This window comes from Dactylosporangium sucinum (genome assembly GCF_014647515.1).
Lineage (GTDB): Bacteria > Actinomycetota > Actinomycetes > Mycobacteriales > Micromonosporaceae > Dactylosporangium > Dactylosporangium sucinum.
On record NZ_BMPI01000009.1, the window covers coordinates 1 to 15,137 of the forward strand.

At 72.0% G+C, this 15,137-nt stretch carries 14 protein-coding genes; 3 read left to right on the plus strand and 11 right to left on the minus strand.

The genetic code is table 11. The annotated features are described in order from the left end of the window. Nucleotides 1–91 precede the first annotated feature (91 nt). The 5 genes from tal to IEZ31_RS10955 form a co-directional block, all read right to left on the minus strand. The gene (gene tal / locus IEZ31_RS10935) at nucleotides 92–1,165 is read right to left on the minus strand and encodes a transaldolase (protein ID WP_190249678.1); all 1,074 of its coding nucleotides are present in this window, start codon (nucleotides 1,163–1,165) and stop codon (nucleotides 92–94) included. A gap of 44 nt (nucleotides 1,166–1,209) precedes the next feature. Further along, complete coding sequence (gene tkt, locus IEZ31_RS10940) at nucleotides 1,210–3,273, minus strand: transketolase (RefSeq protein ID WP_229834674.1); 2,064 nt, start codon at nucleotides 3,271–3,273, stop codon at nucleotides 1,210–1,212. A gap of 191 nt (nucleotides 3,274–3,464) precedes the next feature. Further along, nucleotides 3,465–5,816 carry a hypothetical protein gene (locus tag IEZ31_RS10945; protein WP_190249680.1) on the minus strand — a complete coding sequence of 784 codons (2,352 nt, stop codon included), beginning with the start codon at nucleotides 5,814–5,816 and terminating at the stop codon, nucleotides 3,465–3,467. After that, nucleotides 5,813–6,571, minus strand: a complete 759-nt coding sequence (locus IEZ31_RS10950; protein ID WP_190249681.1) for a class I SAM-dependent methyltransferase — start codon at nucleotides 6,569–6,571, stop codon at nucleotides 5,813–5,815. Before IEZ31_RS10950 ends, IEZ31_RS10945 begins: the two co-directional genes overlap by 4 nt. Nucleotides 6,572–6,736: 165 nt before the next feature. Further along, nucleotides 6,737–7,003: a helix-turn-helix domain-containing protein gene (locus tag IEZ31_RS10955; RefSeq protein WP_190249682.1), complete on the minus strand. Its 267-nt coding sequence runs from the start codon at nucleotides 7,001–7,003 to the stop codon at nucleotides 6,737–6,739. A 75-nt stretch (nucleotides 7,004–7,078) separates the two neighbouring features. Here IEZ31_RS10955 and map point away from each other — a divergent pair, with 75 nt between their 5' ends. From map to IEZ31_RS10970, 3 genes are all read left to right on the plus strand, one after another. Next, nucleotides 7,079–7,897, plus strand: a complete 819-nt coding sequence (gene map, locus IEZ31_RS10960; protein WP_190249683.1) for a type I methionyl aminopeptidase — start codon at nucleotides 7,079–7,081, stop codon at nucleotides 7,895–7,897. A 413-nt stretch (nucleotides 7,898–8,310) separates the two neighbouring features. Further along, nucleotides 8,311–8,826 carry a nuclear transport factor 2 family protein gene (locus IEZ31_RS10965; RefSeq protein ID WP_190249684.1) on the plus strand — a complete coding sequence of 172 codons (516 nt, stop codon included), beginning with the start codon at nucleotides 8,311–8,313 and terminating at the stop codon, nucleotides 8,824–8,826. A 99-nt stretch (nucleotides 8,827–8,925) separates the two neighbouring features. Next, nucleotides 8,926–9,633 (plus strand): FadR/GntR family transcriptional regulator, encoded by a 708-nt coding sequence (locus tag IEZ31_RS10970; RefSeq protein ID WP_190249685.1) that lies wholly within the window; start codon nucleotides 8,926–8,928, stop codon nucleotides 9,631–9,633. A 26-nt stretch (nucleotides 9,634–9,659) separates the two neighbouring features. Here the strand turns inward: IEZ31_RS10970 and IEZ31_RS10975 are convergent, their stop codons facing one another. The 6 genes from IEZ31_RS10975 to IEZ31_RS11000 form a co-directional block, all read right to left on the minus strand. Then, complete coding sequence (locus IEZ31_RS10975) at nucleotides 9,660–10,082, minus strand: hotdog family protein (protein ID WP_190249686.1); 423 nt, start codon at nucleotides 10,080–10,082, stop codon at nucleotides 9,660–9,662. After that, nucleotides 10,079–10,573 (minus strand): MaoC family dehydratase, encoded by a 495-nt coding sequence (locus IEZ31_RS10980; RefSeq protein WP_190249687.1) that lies wholly within the window; start codon nucleotides 10,571–10,573, stop codon nucleotides 10,079–10,081. The genes IEZ31_RS10975 and IEZ31_RS10980 overlap by 4 nt, the downstream gene beginning before the upstream one ends. Continuing rightward, nucleotides 10,570–11,778: a CaiB/BaiF CoA transferase family protein gene (locus IEZ31_RS10985; RefSeq protein WP_190249688.1), complete on the minus strand. Its 1,209-nt coding sequence runs from the start codon at nucleotides 11,776–11,778 to the stop codon at nucleotides 10,570–10,572. The genes IEZ31_RS10980 and IEZ31_RS10985 overlap by 4 nt, the downstream gene beginning before the upstream one ends. 4 nt (nucleotides 11,779–11,782) lie before the next feature. Next, nucleotides 11,783–12,493, minus strand: coding sequence for a VOC family protein (locus tag IEZ31_RS10990; protein WP_190249689.1), 711 nt, complete (start codon nucleotides 12,491–12,493; stop codon nucleotides 11,783–11,785). After that, complete coding sequence (locus tag IEZ31_RS10995) at nucleotides 12,486–13,856, minus strand: phenylacetate--CoA ligase family protein (protein ID WP_190249690.1); 1,371 nt, start codon at nucleotides 13,854–13,856, stop codon at nucleotides 12,486–12,488. The genes IEZ31_RS10990 and IEZ31_RS10995 overlap by 8 nt, the downstream gene beginning before the upstream one ends. Before the next feature lie 85 nt (nucleotides 13,857–13,941). Beyond that, nucleotides 13,942–15,132, minus strand: a complete 1,191-nt coding sequence (locus IEZ31_RS11000; RefSeq protein ID WP_190249691.1) for an ABC transporter substrate-binding protein — start codon at nucleotides 15,130–15,132, stop codon at nucleotides 13,942–13,944. Nucleotides 15,133–15,137: the final 5 nt, after the last annotated feature.

Sequence of the window (15,137 nt, forward strand, 5' to 3'; positions counted from 1 at the left end):
CGCAGCAGGAACTCGTCAACGCCTGACCCGCGCGCCCGGTGCACCCGGTCCCGGACCTCACCCGAGGTCCGGGACCGGTTCTTTGCACGCGTCAGGCGACCGCGGCGCGCTGCGCGGAGATCCTCTCCACGAGGTCGTTCCAGGCGGCGACGAACTTCTTCGCTCCGTCGGACTGCAGTTTCGCGGCGAGGGCGGCCTCGTCGACGCCGGCGTCACGGAACCGGGCCAGCATCGCGTCGCAGTCGTCGCCGTCGGCGGGCATCGGCTCCCCTATCTCGCCGTGGTCGTAGAACGCCTGCAGCGTGGTGTCGGGCATGGTGTTGATCGTGAACGGCGCGGCGAGCCCGTGGACGTAGAGCGTGTCGGAGGCGGCCGGGTCCTTCGTCCTGGTGCTGGCCCACAGCAGCCGTTGGATCCGCCCGCCCGAGTTCTGCACCCGCTGTACCCGGTCGGAGTCCATGAGCCGCCGGTACGCCCGGTAGGTGGCGAGTCCGACGGCCAGCCCGAGCTGGTCCTTCAACTCCTCCGGCACGCGGGTGGCCACCGCGTCGTCCCAGCGGGACATGAAGACCGAGGCGACCGACCCCACGGCGGGATCGAGCTGGTGGTCAAGCCGGCGCTCGACGGCGGCGAGGTACGCGTCCGCGGCGGCCTCGTACTGCTCCGGTGAGAACAGCAGGGTGACGTTCACGGGCACCCCGGACGCGACGCACTCGGTGATCGCCGGCCGGCCCTCGGCCGTGCCCGGAATCTTGATCATCACGTTGGACCGCGCGGCCTTCGCGTGCAGCGTCTTGGCGGCCTCGATCGTGGCCGCCGTGTCGAACGCGAGCAGCGGCGACACCTCAAGCGACACCCAGCCGTCCACGCCGTCGGTGCGCTCGTGCACCGGCAGGAACTCGTCCGCCGCCCGGCGCAGATCCTCGATCGCCAGCTCGACGAACAACTCCTCGTCGGAACACCCGGTCGCGGACTTCTGCCGGATCGCGTCGTCGTAGTAGCCGGACTCGATGGCCTTGTCGAAGATCGACGGGTTCGACGTGAGCCCGGTGACCGAGTACTTGTCGATGTACTGCTGGATCTGGCCGGAGTCGAGCATGCCCCGGGTGATGTTGTCGAGCCAGAGGCTCTGCCCGTGCTCGTGCAGGATCTGGGTTGCTTTCACGTCCCCTCCCTCCTTGCCGGATCCGGATGAGGCCGCCTCGGCGGTCAGGTGTTCGCGGCCACCTGTTCCCGGGCGACCTCGGTCACCCGTTCGGGCGTGAACCCGAACTTCCTCAGCAGCTGCTTGAGTGGCGCGGAGGCGCCGAAGGTGTGCATGCCGACGACCGCGCCGGCGTCCCCCACGTACCGCTCCCAGCCGAGCGTGGACGCCTGCTCGATCGCGACCCGGGCCCGCACCGACGGGGGCAGCACCTCGTCGCGGTACCGGCGTGGCTGCCGGTCGAACAGCTCCCAGCACGGCATGCTCACCACCCGGGCCCCGATCCCGCCGGCGGCGAGCTCGTCGCGCGCGGCGAGGGCGAGCGCCACCTCCGAGCCGGTGGCCAGCAGGATCACGTCCGGCTCGCCGGACGGCGCGTCGGCCAGCACGTACCCGCCCATCGCGACCCCGGACGCGGCGGCCAGCCGGCTGCGGTCCAACGTGGGCAGCGGCTGCCGGGAGAGCACCAGCGCCGCCGGTGCACGGCGCAGTCCGGCGACGACCCGCCAGGTTTCGACCACCTCGTTCGCGTCGGCCGGGCGGAACACCAGCAGGCCCGGCATGGCCCGCAGCGAGGCGAGCTGCTCGACCGGCTGATGGGTGGGTCCGTCCTCGCCGACCCCGATCGAGTCGTGGCTGAAGATGTGCACGGTCGGGATCTCCATCAACGCCGACAGCCGGATCGCCGCACGGGCGTAGTCGGAGAAGATCAGGAAGCCCGACCAGTAGGGACGGAGCTTGGACAGCGCCATCCCGTTGGCGATCGCCGCCGACGCGTGCTCGCGGACACCGAGGTGGAAGTTGCGCCCCGACCGGTCATCGGCCTGGAAATCGCCGGCGCCGGGGAACACCAGGCGTGTCTTGGTGGACGGGGCGAGGTCGGCCGACCCGCCCAACAGCCACGGCACCGCCTGTGCGAGCGCGTTGAGCACCTGACCCGAGGAGTCCCGGGTGGCGAGCCCCTTCGCATCGGCCGGGAACGTCGGCAGCGCCTCCTGCCAGCCGTCCGGGAGCTCCCGCCGCTGCATCCGCTCGATCTCGTCGGCCAGCTGCGGGTACCTGCCGCGGTACGCCTCGAAGGTCGACCGCCACGCGTCACGCGCGGCGCTGCCGCGCGCACCGATGCCTCGGGCGAACCAGTCGTACACCCCGTCCGGGACGTAGAAGTCGGCGTCCTCGGGCATGCCGAGGAACCGTTTGGTCTCCCGGACGGCCTGCGGGCCGAGTGGCTCGCCGTGTGCCTGCGCGGTGCCTTCGACCGGGGAGCCGTACCCGATGTGGCTGTGCACCACGATCAGCGTCGGGCGCTCCTGTTCGGCCCGGAAGCTGTGCAGTGCCCGCTCCACCGCGCCGAGGTCGTTGGCGTCCGCGACGGTCGTCACGTTCCAGCCGTATGCCAGGAAGCGCTCGGCCACGTCCTCGGTGAACGTGAGGTCGGTGTGGCCCTCGATGGTCACCCGGTTCGAGTCGTAGATCCAGCACAGGTTGGCCAACCGCTGGTGACCGGCGAGCGAGGCCGCCTCGGAGGCGACGCCTTCCATCAGGTCGCCGTCCCCGGTGATCGAGTACACGTCGAAGTCGAAGAGCCGGAAGTCGTCGCGGTTGTACCTCGCGGCCAGCCACTGGCCGGCGATGGCCATCCCCACCGAGGTCGCGTCCCCCTGGCCGAGCGGCCCGGTGGTGGTCTCGACCCCGCTCGTCCACCGGTACTCGGGGTGGCCCGGACAGCGCGAGTCGAGCTGCCGGAAGGTCTTGAGGTCCTCGATGGTGACCGACGGACGGCCGAGGACCTCGTACTCGGCGTCGACCGTGCGTACCCCGGCCAGGTGCAGCAGCGACCAGAGCAGGGCCGAGGCATGGCCCTCGGACAGCACGAACCGGTCCCGGTTCGGCCAGATCGGATCGGCCGGGTCGAACCGCAGGAACCGCTGCCACAGCGTGTATGCGACCGGCGCGAGGCCCATCGGCGTACCCGGATGTCCGGACTCCGCCCGCTGGACCGCGTCCATGCACAGGCCGCGGATGGTGTTGACGGAGAGCGTGTCCAGATCGATGGCCGTGGTGGTCACGATGACCTCCATGGATCGTGGATCTTGGCGTCACGCCGCGCCTGGATCGGCGCGTCGCGTCCCGGAGCCGTACCCGTACAAACCAATATCCACGGGGTCCCGCCAGACTCACCCGGACCGAGCGATTGTCCGTTCCGAGCCTGCCACGCGCACGTCTGCGCTGTTGCATCTCCGGGGGTCCGGCACGCAGGTCAGCGGTTGGTGAGCTGGTAGACGGCGATCGCGCCGGCTCGGAACCTGAACGTGGCGTAGTCGCCGAGGTCCGGTGCGACGGTGCCGTAGGACTCGTCGACGAAGAGCCAGCGCACGCCGTAGTGGTCGGCGAGGCGATGCATGCGTTCGCGGCTGGGGCTGGTGAACGCGGTGTCGTTGTCGGCGAGTTTCGCGGGCTCCCAGTACGGGGCGTAGACGAAGTTGACGCCGTGGTGCTGGCCGGCCCGGTGGGTGCGGTCGGTGAAGCCCCACGCCTCGATGAGGAAGCGCCGTTCGGTGTAGGCGGAGAAGGCGAAGTGGCGGTTGTCGCAGGCGTCGGGTGGCGTGCCGGGCAGCAGGAGGCAGTGGGCGTTGGTGGCGACCAGGTCGCCGGGCTGGGAATGGTCGCGCAGCCAGCGGCCGGCGGTCCTGGTGCCGTGCGGGATGTAGATCGGGGCGACGACGGCGCCGCGCCAGCCGGTCCGGGTGGCGTCGTGGGTCCACCGGTACAGGTGGACGACGCTGGTGGCCGCGCACGTCCCGGCGAGGAAGGCCGCGCAGAGCGCACGCTTGCCGGGCAGGTCGGCGAGGCGCACGACGACGGCGAGCAGGCCGACGAGCGCGGCGACGGCGAGGTACGGCCAGAGCAGCGCCCAGGCGGTCCACAGTGGACCGCCGGTGGCCGCGGGTGCTGGGATGCGCCGGCTCAGCTGTTCCCTGACGACGAGCGTCGCCAGGCCGCCGGCCGCGGCGGCGATCACGGCGGCGGTGACGAGCCGGCGCGCGGGCACGGCGGCCGGCGTGACGAGCACGATGCCGGCGACGGCGGCGAGGGTGAGGTAGGGGCGGCCGGAGACCATGAACCAGCCCTCGGCGCCGCCCTCGTGGCCGAAGACGGCGAGGGCGGCCACGCCGGCCAGGCCGATGCCGAGCATCATGACGACCGGCTCGGCCAGCACCTGCCGGTCGGTGTGCAGCCGGCGCAGCGCGGCGAGGCCGGGCCAGATGCAGGCCCAGCACAGCAGGGTGATCGCGGCGACGAGCAGCAGCCGCCAGGCGGGGCCGACGTCCGGGGTGGCGAAGCCGGCGGTGTAGGGGGCGCCGGAGATCCGGGCGAAGTGCAGCGGCTGGATCGCCATGCCCTGCACGGCGCCGCGGAAGAGGACGAGCTGCGCGACGGCGATCGCGGCCAGGGTGAGCCCGGCCGCGGCGAGGGCGGTGCGGTGCGGGCGACGCCGGCGGACCAGTTCGACGGCGGCGACGAGCAGCAGCCCGCCGAGGAGCATCGGCAGGAAGGTGGCCTTGCCGCCGGTCACCGCCGCCATGAGCAGGACGACCGCGGCCCATCGGCGCGCGGTGGGGGCGGTGAGCAGTTCGACGAGGGCGAGGGCGAGGCCGGCGAAGAGGACGGCGCCGAACGTCTGGGTGGGGCTGGTCCACATCTGGGCCCGCAGCAGGGAACCGTCCTCGTAGGCGTTGGTGGCGAAGGTGCTGAACCAGCCGTGCAGCCGCCACGGGTACGGGGTCGGGGCGAGGGCGAACCAGGCGACGAGGGCCGCGGCGGCACCGGCCCACCAGCGGCCGGTCAGCCGCACGCCGAGCACGCCGATGAGGGCGAGCAGGCCGAACACCATCGGCAGCGGCGAGAGTCGCAGGAGCAGCACCTGCGGTTCGATGCCGGTGCCCCACGAGGTGGCGGCCATGTCGGCGTAGGCGAACCAGTGGTACAGCAGCGGCTGGTCCGGCAGCCACGGCGACATGATCGGCATGTGGTGGCGGGCCTCGCCGATCAGGGCGAGGTGGAACATCGAGTCGCCGTCCGGGGCCCGCATGCCGGGCTCGTTCAGGTCGTGGGTGCGGAAGAACGCCACGCCACTCCACCACAGCAGGACCATCGCCGCCGCGGAGAGCACCGCGGACCACATCGCCGGCGTGCGCTCCCCCGGCCCCTGTCCTCGCCAGTACCGGCGCAGGCCCGGCACGGCCGCGAACGCGACGACGGTGATGACGGCCCATGCCGGGGCCAGCCGTGGCAGTCCGGCCGACCGGGCGGCGATGTAGGTCAGGACCTCGCAGGCGTAGCCGAGCGCGAGCCCGGCGGCCGCGTCGCTGACCAGCCGGCCGGACCGGCCCTGGAGGTAGCGCCACAGCAGCATGCCGGGCAGGAGGACCCCGCCGCCGAGGTAGCCGGCGAACCGGGCGGTGGTGCGCATCGGCACGCCGTGGAAGTCGAGGAAGCACACGGTGAACAGCGCGGCTGCGACGGGCGGCAGCCAGGCCACCCACCAGCGGGCCAGCGGTCGTGGCGGCGGCGGGGCCGGGGGCGCGTCCGCGGTGACGAGCGCGATCACCGGCGGGCGATGGTCCGGTGCCCGCGCGGTGTCAGCCCGAGCACCATCAGGCTCACCCCGCCGACCAGCTTGTACGCCAGCCACGGGTTGACCGCCACGAGCATCGCCCGCAGCGGTTTGGCGAGCCGGTGCGCCGCGCTGGTGCGGGAGCTCGGCCAGCGGTGCGGGTAGGTGTAGCGGAAGTTCTGCACCGTGATCCCGGCCATCGCGACGAACGTCAGCGCGCTGGCCGTGTCGAAGAAGACCACGTGCCCCGGGTCGTCCATCAGGCTGCGGTACCGGTTGAGCACGGCATTGCCGACGTTGTCGTCGAGCGGGATGTGCATGGCCAGCAGGTCGCAGCGCTCCGCGACGCTGCGCACGAACCCGATCGGGTCCGGCACGTGTTCGAACACGTCGAACAGCGCCACGAGATCGACGTCGGCGCCCGACTCGGTGAAGTCCTCGTGCCGGAACTCGACGCCCTCATGGCGCAGCCCGAGCACGTGCGGGCTCACCTCGTACCCGAGGGCGGTCTCCACCGGGTGGCCCGCGTCGACGAGACCGTCGAGGATCGCCTTGGTCGACCGGCCACCACCGCAGCCGACGTCGGCGAACGATCTGACCTTGTAGCCATGCTGGGCGAGCACGGGATGCAGGACGCGGAGCATGTCGCGCGCTTTGAACGGCCCGTCGAGGTCGTAGCCGGCGTTGCGCTCGTAGTACTCGCCGCTGCCGTACTGCGGCAACACACCAGGACCGTCGAGCTGGGTCATGGCGACATCCCTTCGGCGCTTCCCGATAAGCCGCATATAGGGCTAAACCGGCATACCTGTCATGGCGTCATGAACAACGACGAAGGTGACCGGCGGTCACGCCACCGACCGGTGAGCCGATGGGATTGCCCTGGGATTGCCCCGGGACGGCCCTGGGACGGCCCGCTAGGACGCCTGGCGGATGGGCATGTCGGCCAGCCAGACGTCGGCCAGGTCGCTGAGGGGGACGTCGAGGGCCTGGCTGAGGCAGACCACCGTGCCGAACGCCGGTGCGGGAAGGCGGCCCGCCTCGATCTTGCGCAGCGTCTCGGGGGAGATGCCGGCCGCCAGGGCCACCTCGACAAGGCTGCGGTCGGCCCGCGCGGCCCGGAGGGCGACTCCGAGGCGCTGGCCCGCTGCGATCTGTTCGGGGGTGAGCGGTTGGCGAACCATGCCAGCAGGATATCCCTCCGAGCGCCCCCGACCGGGCGTGGTATAAAAATACCGCAAACGGAAAGGGAGGCTGTCGTGATCGAGCTCAAGTCCGCCGAGGAGATCGACCGAATGGCGGTGACCGGCCAGTTCGTCGGCGAGCTGCTCGCCGAGCTGAGCGGTGTCGCGGCAGTCGGCGTCAACCTGATGGACCTCGAACACCACGCCCGCCGCCGGATCAAGGAACGCGGCGCCGAGTCCTGCTACTGGGACTACGCCCCTTCGTTCGGCCGCGGCCCGTTCCGCAACGTGCTGTGCCTGTCGGTCAACGACGCGGTGCTGCACGGCCTGCCGCACGACTACGTCCTGCGGGACGGTGACCTGCTCAGCATCGACATGGCGGTCGGCATCGACGGCTGGGTCGCCGACTCCGCGCTCTCCGTCATCGTCGGCACCCCCGACCCGGCCGACCTGAGGCTGATCGAGGCCACCGAGGTCGCGCTGGAGGCCGCCATCACCGCCGCCCAGCCCGGCGGCCGCCTCGGCGACGTCTCCGCCGCGATCGGCGAGGTCGCCCACTCCTACGGCTACGGCGTCAACGGCGAGTTCGGCGGCCACGGTATCGGCCGCACCATGCACGAGGCCCCGCACGTCGCCAACGACGGCCGCGCCCGCCGCGGCATGAAACTCGATCCCGGCCTCACCATCGCCATCGAGCCCTGGTTCTGCCGCTCCACCGCCAAAATCAGGTATGACAACGACGGCTGGACGATCCGCTCCGCCGACGGCTCCCGCACCGCCCACTCCGAGCACACGGTCGCCATCACGGCTTCCGGGCCCCGGGTCCTGACCCGCCGCCCCACGCACGGCACCACCTCGGCCGATCCCACCAAGAAGCCCGCCACAGCCTCCTGACCCACTGCCGCGGCTCGGTTGCCCGGCCTGGCCGGGGTCGCTCGCCCCGGCGGCGGCGAGGATCGCACGAGCCCGCACGCGCGAGGCCGGCCCGTGCTCGAGGATCGCGCGTAGCTCCGGGTGGCTTCGACAGGCAGGCGCACCGCACGAGGGCGCGGGTGCGCCACCGGCTCGGCCAGTTGCTCCAGGTCCCGCCGCGCGCGCCCGCGCCGGGACGGACACCCGGGCGCGCCGGCGGGCGGTACACCGCGTTCGAGGTCGGCCCGGTCGAGGTCGGCGAAGCCGGCGCACGAGCGCCCCGCGACCCGGCTTGCCCGTGGCTATGATCACCGACCGGACCGGCAGTTCATACTAATCGTGAACATGATTATACGGTACGATCGGCGTTCGCCCGACGTGATGGGAGGCCCGGCATGGACGACGCCGAGACCGTTGCGGCCATGGCCGCGCTGCGCGACCTGGCCGCGCGGGTCCGCCGGCTGGAGCGCCTGGAGCTCGCCCGCGGCCTCCTGCACGCCTACGCGGCCGCCGTCGACACCCGGTCGGTCGAGGCGGTCACGGCCCTGTTCCACGAGCGGGCCGTCCTGCGCAACCCGCGCGGCACGTTCACCGGCGCGGCGCAGATCGCCGAGGCCTTCCGCGCCGCGTGGGATCTCGACCCGTCGCGGAAGCGGCACTTCGTCGCGAGCCCCGGCCTCAGCGCCGAGAGCGACGACGTCGTCGCCGCCGCGGCCCACTTCCACTTCGTCGGCCGCGATCCCGCCCGTTCGGTGATCGGCTGGGGCGAATACCACGACCGGATCGACGTGTCGGGTCAGCGGCCCTTGTTCCTATCGAAGACAATCACCGTGCACCTGTCGACGGACCTCGCAGCGGGCTGGACGTCGGACCCGGAACCCGGTAACACGGAGTCACCGGATCCGGCGTAACGATGGTAATGTTTGCCATGGAATTGTGACGCTGGAGGAGCGATGCATCCGATGATGAGCCCGCCCGCAAACGGGGGCCACCGCCCGCAGAAGGCAGCCATGCTCCTCGCCCAGCGGATCATCCGCGACGTGCAGTATGAGCGACTCAAGCCCGGCGACCACCTCGAGCCCGAGCGCACCATGCTGGAGCGCTACGAGACGGGCCGCGGCACGCTGCGCGAGGCGCTGCGCTTCCTGGAGTTCCAGGGCGTCATCGTGATCAAGCCGGGCCCGCGCGGCGGGCCGATCCTCACCGATCCCAACGCCTCCCACCTCGCCAGCACGCTCGTGCTGCTCATGCAGCTCAAGCAGGCACCGTTCCGCAACATCGTCGAGGTCCGCACCGCGCTGGAGCCGATGATCAGCCGCCTCGCCGCCGAGCGGATCTCGGACGAGTCGCTGGCCGAGCTCGGCGGCACCATCGACCAGATGCGCGACCACCTCGACAACCAGGACCTGTTCCTGGAGGCCAACCAGCGCTTCCACGACATCATCGCGTGGTCGTCGGGCAACACCCTGTTCGGCTACATCGTCGACTCGCTGCTGGGCATCCTCGACGGCACGGTCATCGGCATCGAATACCCCAGCCCGCGCCGCGCGGCGATCGTCAAGGCGCACGACGAGATCTACCACGCGCTGATGTCGCGCGACCCGCAGGCCGCCGAGGACCGCATGCGCGACCACATCAACGAGTACGTGAAGTATGCCGAGCTGAAGTTCCCCGAGGTGATGGACCACGTGATCCGCTGGGACCGGACCATCACCTGACGGTGGCGGCCCGGCCCCGCGCGCGGTCAGGCCGGCAGCCAGACGTGCCCGCGGCCGGTGACCGGCCGCCGCTCCCCCTGCACGAACGCGATCTCGACCTCGACCTCGGTGCCCGGCCGGCCGTCGGGCGCCGCGGCCGGCGTCACGCGGCCGACCGTGCCGGTCACCTCGAGCGGCTCGCCGCAGAGCACGAAGTCGTGCAGCTTCACCGGCCCGATCCGGCGCAGCACCGCGGCGGGTCCGGCCCACTCCAGCAGCAGCCGGTCGATCATCGTGAAGACGAACATGATGTCGGCGTAGGCGGCCGGGGCGCCGCCCTCGCGGGCGGCCTCGTTGTCGATGTGCGTCGGCGCGAAGTCGCGGTTGGCGCCGGAGACCATGATGAGCCGCTGCAGCGACAGGAACATCGACAGCGGGCCGACGGCGGCTCCCACGGCGGGCGCGGTCACGACGCGCTCCCGAACGGCGTGTAGCTGTAGATCGAGGTGCGCTCGACCGCGACGAGCGTGCCGTCCTGCCGGTGGAACTCCAGCTCGAAGTCGACGTAGACGCCCTCGCCGACCCGCGTCGTCTTCGGCGTCGTGCGCACGATGCGGTAGGTGGTCTCGATCCGGTCGCCGATGCGCAGCGGCGCCAGGAACTCCAGGTCGACGCTGGTGGTCACCATCTCGGTGCCGGGCAGGTCGAGCTTCGTCCACATGAACGGCGGGAGCGCGCCCGGGGGCAGCGGTTCCTGGCCCGGCTCCCAGTAGGCCGGCATCGCCGCGGTCAGCAGCATCGACCACGGCGCGATGACCGAGTCGTGGCCGTGCGCGCGGGCCGTGGCCTCGTCGCTGTAGAGCGGGCAGCGCATCTCGTGCGCCTCGACGTACCGCCGGATCGCCGAGGCCGAGATCTCCTCCGCGCCGACCGTCTTGGCGACCACCTCACCCGGTGTCATCCCACCACTCCCTCGTCGTGCAGCGCCCGGATCGTCTCCGGGTCGTAACCGAGTCCGGCCAGGACCGTGTCGCTGTGCTCCCCCACCGCCGGCGCGAGCGCCACCGGACCCACCGGCTGCCCGTCGAACTGCACCGGGTTCGACACGAGCGCGAACGCCGCGTCGCCCGCACCCGCGAAGCCGAGGTAGCCGTTGGCGACGACCTGCGGGTCGCGCACCGTCTCGGCGGCGGTCTGCACCGGCGCCCACGGGCCCTCCATGCCGTCGAGGGCGGCCCGCCACTCGTCGAGCGTGCGCGTGGCGAACACCGCTTCGAGCTCGTCGACGCACGCCTTGACGTGCTGCGCGCGGACCTCGGCGGTGGCGAAGCGCGGGTCGGCGGCCAGGTCGGGCCGGTCGATGCGGCGGCAGAAGTCGTGCCAGTAGCGGTCCGGCTCGATGAAGACCAGGTACAGCCAGCGGCCGTCGCGCGTGCGGTAGCTGTTGGTCAGCGCGCCGTGCGCGGGATCGTACCGGCCGGTGGCGTGCAGGATCTCGGAGTCGTAGTACGCGGCCGACAGGTTCGGCCCGAGCATCCACAGCGCCGCCGACAGCAGCGACACGTCGACCACCGACGGCTGCCCGGTGCGCTCCAGCTTGAACAGCGCGCCCGCGATGCCCGCCGCGAGGTTGAAGCCGGCCTGGAGGTCGACCAGGCCGGGCGGCATGGCCGGCGGCTCGTCCGCACCGAACGCCATCATCTGCTGGACCATGCTGGGCCGGGCCCAGCCGGCCGAGATGTCGTAGCCGCCGAGGTCGGCGTCGGGCCCCTTCGGACCCTGCCCGGTCGCCTTGGCGTAGACCAGCCGCGGGTTGACCGCGCGCAGGTCCTCGACGTCGACGCGCAGCTTGCGCCGGGCCGGGGCGAGGAAGTTGGTGAGGAACACGTCGGCCGACTCGACCAGCCGCAGCAGCACCTCCCGGCCGCGCTCGGCGTGCAGGTCGAGGGCGACGCTGCGCTTGCCGCGGTTGGGCAGGTGGGTCATGGTCAGCGCGGCCGGCTCGTCCGCCGACGGGGTGAACCGCACCCGGCGCTGGGGGTCGCCGCTGGGATGCTCGATCTTGATGACGTCCGCGCCCCACTCGGCGCACACCGCGCCGCAGGACGGAACCATCGTCCAGGTGGACAGCTCCACCACCCGGACGCCGTTCAGTACGTCGTACACGTCCTCACCGTCCTGTCTCGATCGTGGTGCGCTGGGCGCGGTGGTCCCGCCACTCCCACTCGCCGGCGAGGACGCCGTCGACGGAGACGCCGGGAACCGGCGGGAGGTCCGGGCTCTGCGCGAGCTGGATGACGCATCCCTGGGTACTGCGCGGGCTGAGGTACGCCTCGTGCCACTCGGGTGCGCTGCGGTCGACGTCGACCACCTTGAGCCCGCCGCGGTCGAGGCCGTCGATGGTGGCGGTCAGGTCGTCGGTGAAGAACGTGAGGTGGTGCATGCCGCCGCCGCGGGTCTCCAGGAACTGCCTGATCGGGCCGTCCTGGACCGGCTGGAGCAGCTCGACCTTGCCGCCGCCGGCGAAGGTGTAGTGCAGGCTGTGCACGCCGAGTCCACTGTGGAGGCCGCCGGAGACGAGCGTCCCGCCGAGCGCGTCGCCGTAGAGGGCGGCGGCCGCGCGCAGGTCGCCCACCACGAGCCCGACGTGGTCGAGGCGCACCCCGGCCGGCAGCGAGGCCGCCGCGAGCGCCGGGTCGACGATGCCGGCCTCCCAGGCGAACTCGCCGAGCAGCGCGGCGATGCGCTCGCCGAGGATCGACAGCACCCCGGCGTCGCCGAGCTCGCCGAGGCGGGCGCGCATCCGCTCGACCGCCTGCCAGGCCTGCACGGTCGCCGCCTGCAGCCGTTGCGTGGCGTCCGTCGCGGTGTCGTCAGCCATTGGTCGCTCCTGCCATCCGCACGGCCCGGTCGTCGCGCCAGCGCCGGGACTTGAACTGCTGGACGGGCATCTGCCGCACGTCGACCACCGAGATGTCGACCGTGATGCCGACGGCCCGCTTCACCGCGTGCCGTAGCCGCTCCGGCAGCGCCGCCGCGGACTCCGGCGGGGTGCCGGACTCCAGCGCGATCGTCACGTCGACGGACTCGCGGCCGCGGTCGTCGCTGTAGATCCGGCCGCGGTAGTCGACCACCGGCGAGCGCAGCAGCACCGCGTCGATCGCGTCCGGCCAGACGTTCATGCCGCGGATCTTCATCATGTCGTCGACCCGGCCGATGGTGCCGGCCGCGTAGCAGGACAGCGGGCGGCCGCAGCCGCACGAGCCGGGCTCCAGCAGTTGGACCTTGTCGGCCATCCGGAAGCGGATCGTCGGCTGGGCGCTGGGCCGCAGCATGGTCACCACGATCTCGCCGGTCTCGCCCGGGCCGACCGGGTTGCCGTCGGGGTCGAGGACCTCGATCCAGCAGCGGTGGTCCAGGCCGTGCAGCAGCGCGTGCCGGGCGGTGCCGTCCTCGTCGAGGCGCACGGCGCCCCGCTCGCAGGTGCACATCGCCACGCCGAGGGTCTGCGTGGCGCCCCAGCCCTCGCAGACCGTCGCCCGCCAGAAGGTCGCGACGTCGTGGGCCCAGGCCGGGCCGTAGGGCTCGCCGGACAGGAAGATCGCCTTCAGCGACGGCAGGTCCCGGGCCGGGTCCAGCCCGGCTTCCCGGGCCTCCAGGGTGAGCCGGTGCACGTAGGAGGGCGTGCCGGACAGGCCGGCACAGGCGAAGCGCTGCAGGTCGCGCAGCCGGTCGGCGGTGCTGCCGGCGAACGCGTTGATCGGCACGAGGCCGGCCGCGGCGCAGGTCTCCTGGAAGTAGGGCCCGGCCATGGTCTGGCCGTACGGGATGGTCAGCATGAGCCGGTCGCCCGGCACCAGGCCGCCCCAGAGGTACTCGTAGGCGCCGGGGATACCCAGGCCGGCCAGGTCGTGGCTGCCCCGCGGGTAGATCTCCCGGCCGACGCCGCTGGTGCCGCTGGTCAGGTGCAGCTGCCGGACCGTGGGATCGGCCGGCTCGGCACCGCCGCCGGGCAGCGTCTCCTGGAACTCCAGCAGGTCGAGCTTGGTCACCGTGGGCACGTGCCGCCGCACGTCGTCGAGCGTCCGGAGGCGCTCGGGCCGCAGGTCCGTGCGGGCGTAGCGCCACCGGTGCAGCGGCGACGTCTCGGCCGCGCGCCGCACCGCCGCGACGGCGGCCCGCTCGACGAAGCCGAGCAGGTCGGCCCGGCTCATCCTCTCGATGACCGGATTGGCAACGGGCATTGGCGTCGGCTCCTTCGACGGTGGCGGCCGGTGGTGCCCGTGCGCGGGGAACACGGGCACCACCGGGCTCGGCTCGGGCGGCAGGTCAGTTGCCGTACCCCTTGATCGGGACTTCCTTGTCGTCGCGCCACTCGATCAGCAGACCGGGCGCCTGCGAGACGTTGTCCTTGTACTGCAGCTTGCCCAGCGCACCGCTGAACCCGGCCGCGCCGACCTTCTGCAAGGCCTTGTTGATCGCCTCGCGGTTGGTGCTGTTGGCCTCCTTCAGCGCCCGGGCCAGGAACCACACCTCGTCGTAGGCGGCGGCGGCGTAGTTGTTCGGCAGGGCGTTGAACATCTTCTGGTAGCGGTCGACGAAGTTCTTCGCCTCCTGGGTCTCGACCAGGTTGCTGAAGTTCGTCGGCCACACCACGCCGTAGCCCTGCTCCTTGAGCGGGTTGACGGCGCCCGCCATGCCGATGGAGCCGGCGATGATGCCGGTGAAGTTGGCCCGGCGCAGCGCCAGGACGATGGCGTTGTTGGCGGTACCGGAGGCGAGCACGACGACGGCGTCGGGGTTCTTGGCGACCACCTTGGACACCACGCCGGAGGCGTCGGTGGCCGACGTGGGCGAGGCCTCCTTGGCCACGATGTTCAGCCCGGCCGCCTGGGACGCCTGCGGCCAGACCGAGTCGGCCCACTTCTGGGTGCTGGAGACGTCGGAGTTGTAGATGACGGCGACGTTCTTGGCGTTCTTGTCCCGCAGGTACTCGGCCTGCCAGTGGAAGTACTGGTCGGCGGGCGGCGTCGCGGCCCAGACGTACTGGCTGCCCTGGGCGAACTCGCCGCTGCTGGACAGGTAGATCATGGGCACCTTGGCCCGCTCGGCGAGCGGCGCCTCGGCGGCCACCACGGTCGACAGGATCGAGCCGAGCACCACGCTGGCGCCGGACTGGATCGCCTGGTTGAGCAGCGCGACGCCCTGGGCGGGCTGGCTGCCGGTGTCCTTGAAGTCGATCTCCAGCTTGGAGCTGCCGAGGAAGCCGCTGCTGTTGATCTCCTCGATCGCGACCTTCTGGCCGTTCTCACTGGCCTTGCCGGCAGGGCCGGCGAAGCCGGTGGTCTCCGAGATCGCGACGACCTTGACGGTGGCGGGAAGGCCGCCGCCGGCACTGTCGCCACCGCCCGAATCGCTGCCACAGCCGGCGAGCACGAGCGTGACCGCGGCACCGAGGGCGACGAGCGCCCGGGGCCGCCGTGTGAGTCTGTCGAAGCTGTCCACGAGAACCGTCCTCATCGTTG

Bases quoted from the DNA above. Each gene is read 5' to 3' on its own strand.
- IEZ31_RS10965 (WP_190249684.1), top strand. From the start codon at position 8,311: ATGGACGACGCCGAGACCGTTGCGGCCATGGCCGCGCTGCGCGACCTG.
- IEZ31_RS10950 (WP_190249681.1), bottom strand. From the start codon at position 6,571: ATGACCCAGCTCGACGGTCCTGGTGTGTTGCCGCAGTACGGCAGCGGC.
- IEZ31_RS10980 (WP_190249687.1), bottom strand. From the start codon at position 10,573: ATGACACCGGGTGAGGTGGTCGCCAAGACGGTCGGCGCGGAGGAGATC.
- IEZ31_RS10955 (WP_190249682.1), bottom strand. From the start codon at position 7,003: ATGGTTCGCCAACCGCTCACCCCCGAACAGATCGCAGCGGGCCAGCGC.
- IEZ31_RS10970 (WP_190249685.1), top strand. From the start codon at position 8,926: ATGCTCCTCGCCCAGCGGATCATCCGCGACGTGCAGTATGAGCGACTC.
- IEZ31_RS11000 (WP_190249691.1), bottom strand. From the start codon at position 15,132: ATGAGGACGGTTCTCGTGGACAGCTTCGACAGACTCACACGGCGGCCC.
- IEZ31_RS10990 (WP_190249689.1), bottom strand. From the start codon at position 12,493: ATGGCTGACGACACCGCGACGGACGCCACGCAACGGCTGCAGGCGGCG.
- IEZ31_RS10995 (WP_190249690.1), bottom strand. From the start codon at position 13,856: ATGCCCGTTGCCAATCCGGTCATCGAGAGGATGAGCCGGGCCGACCTG.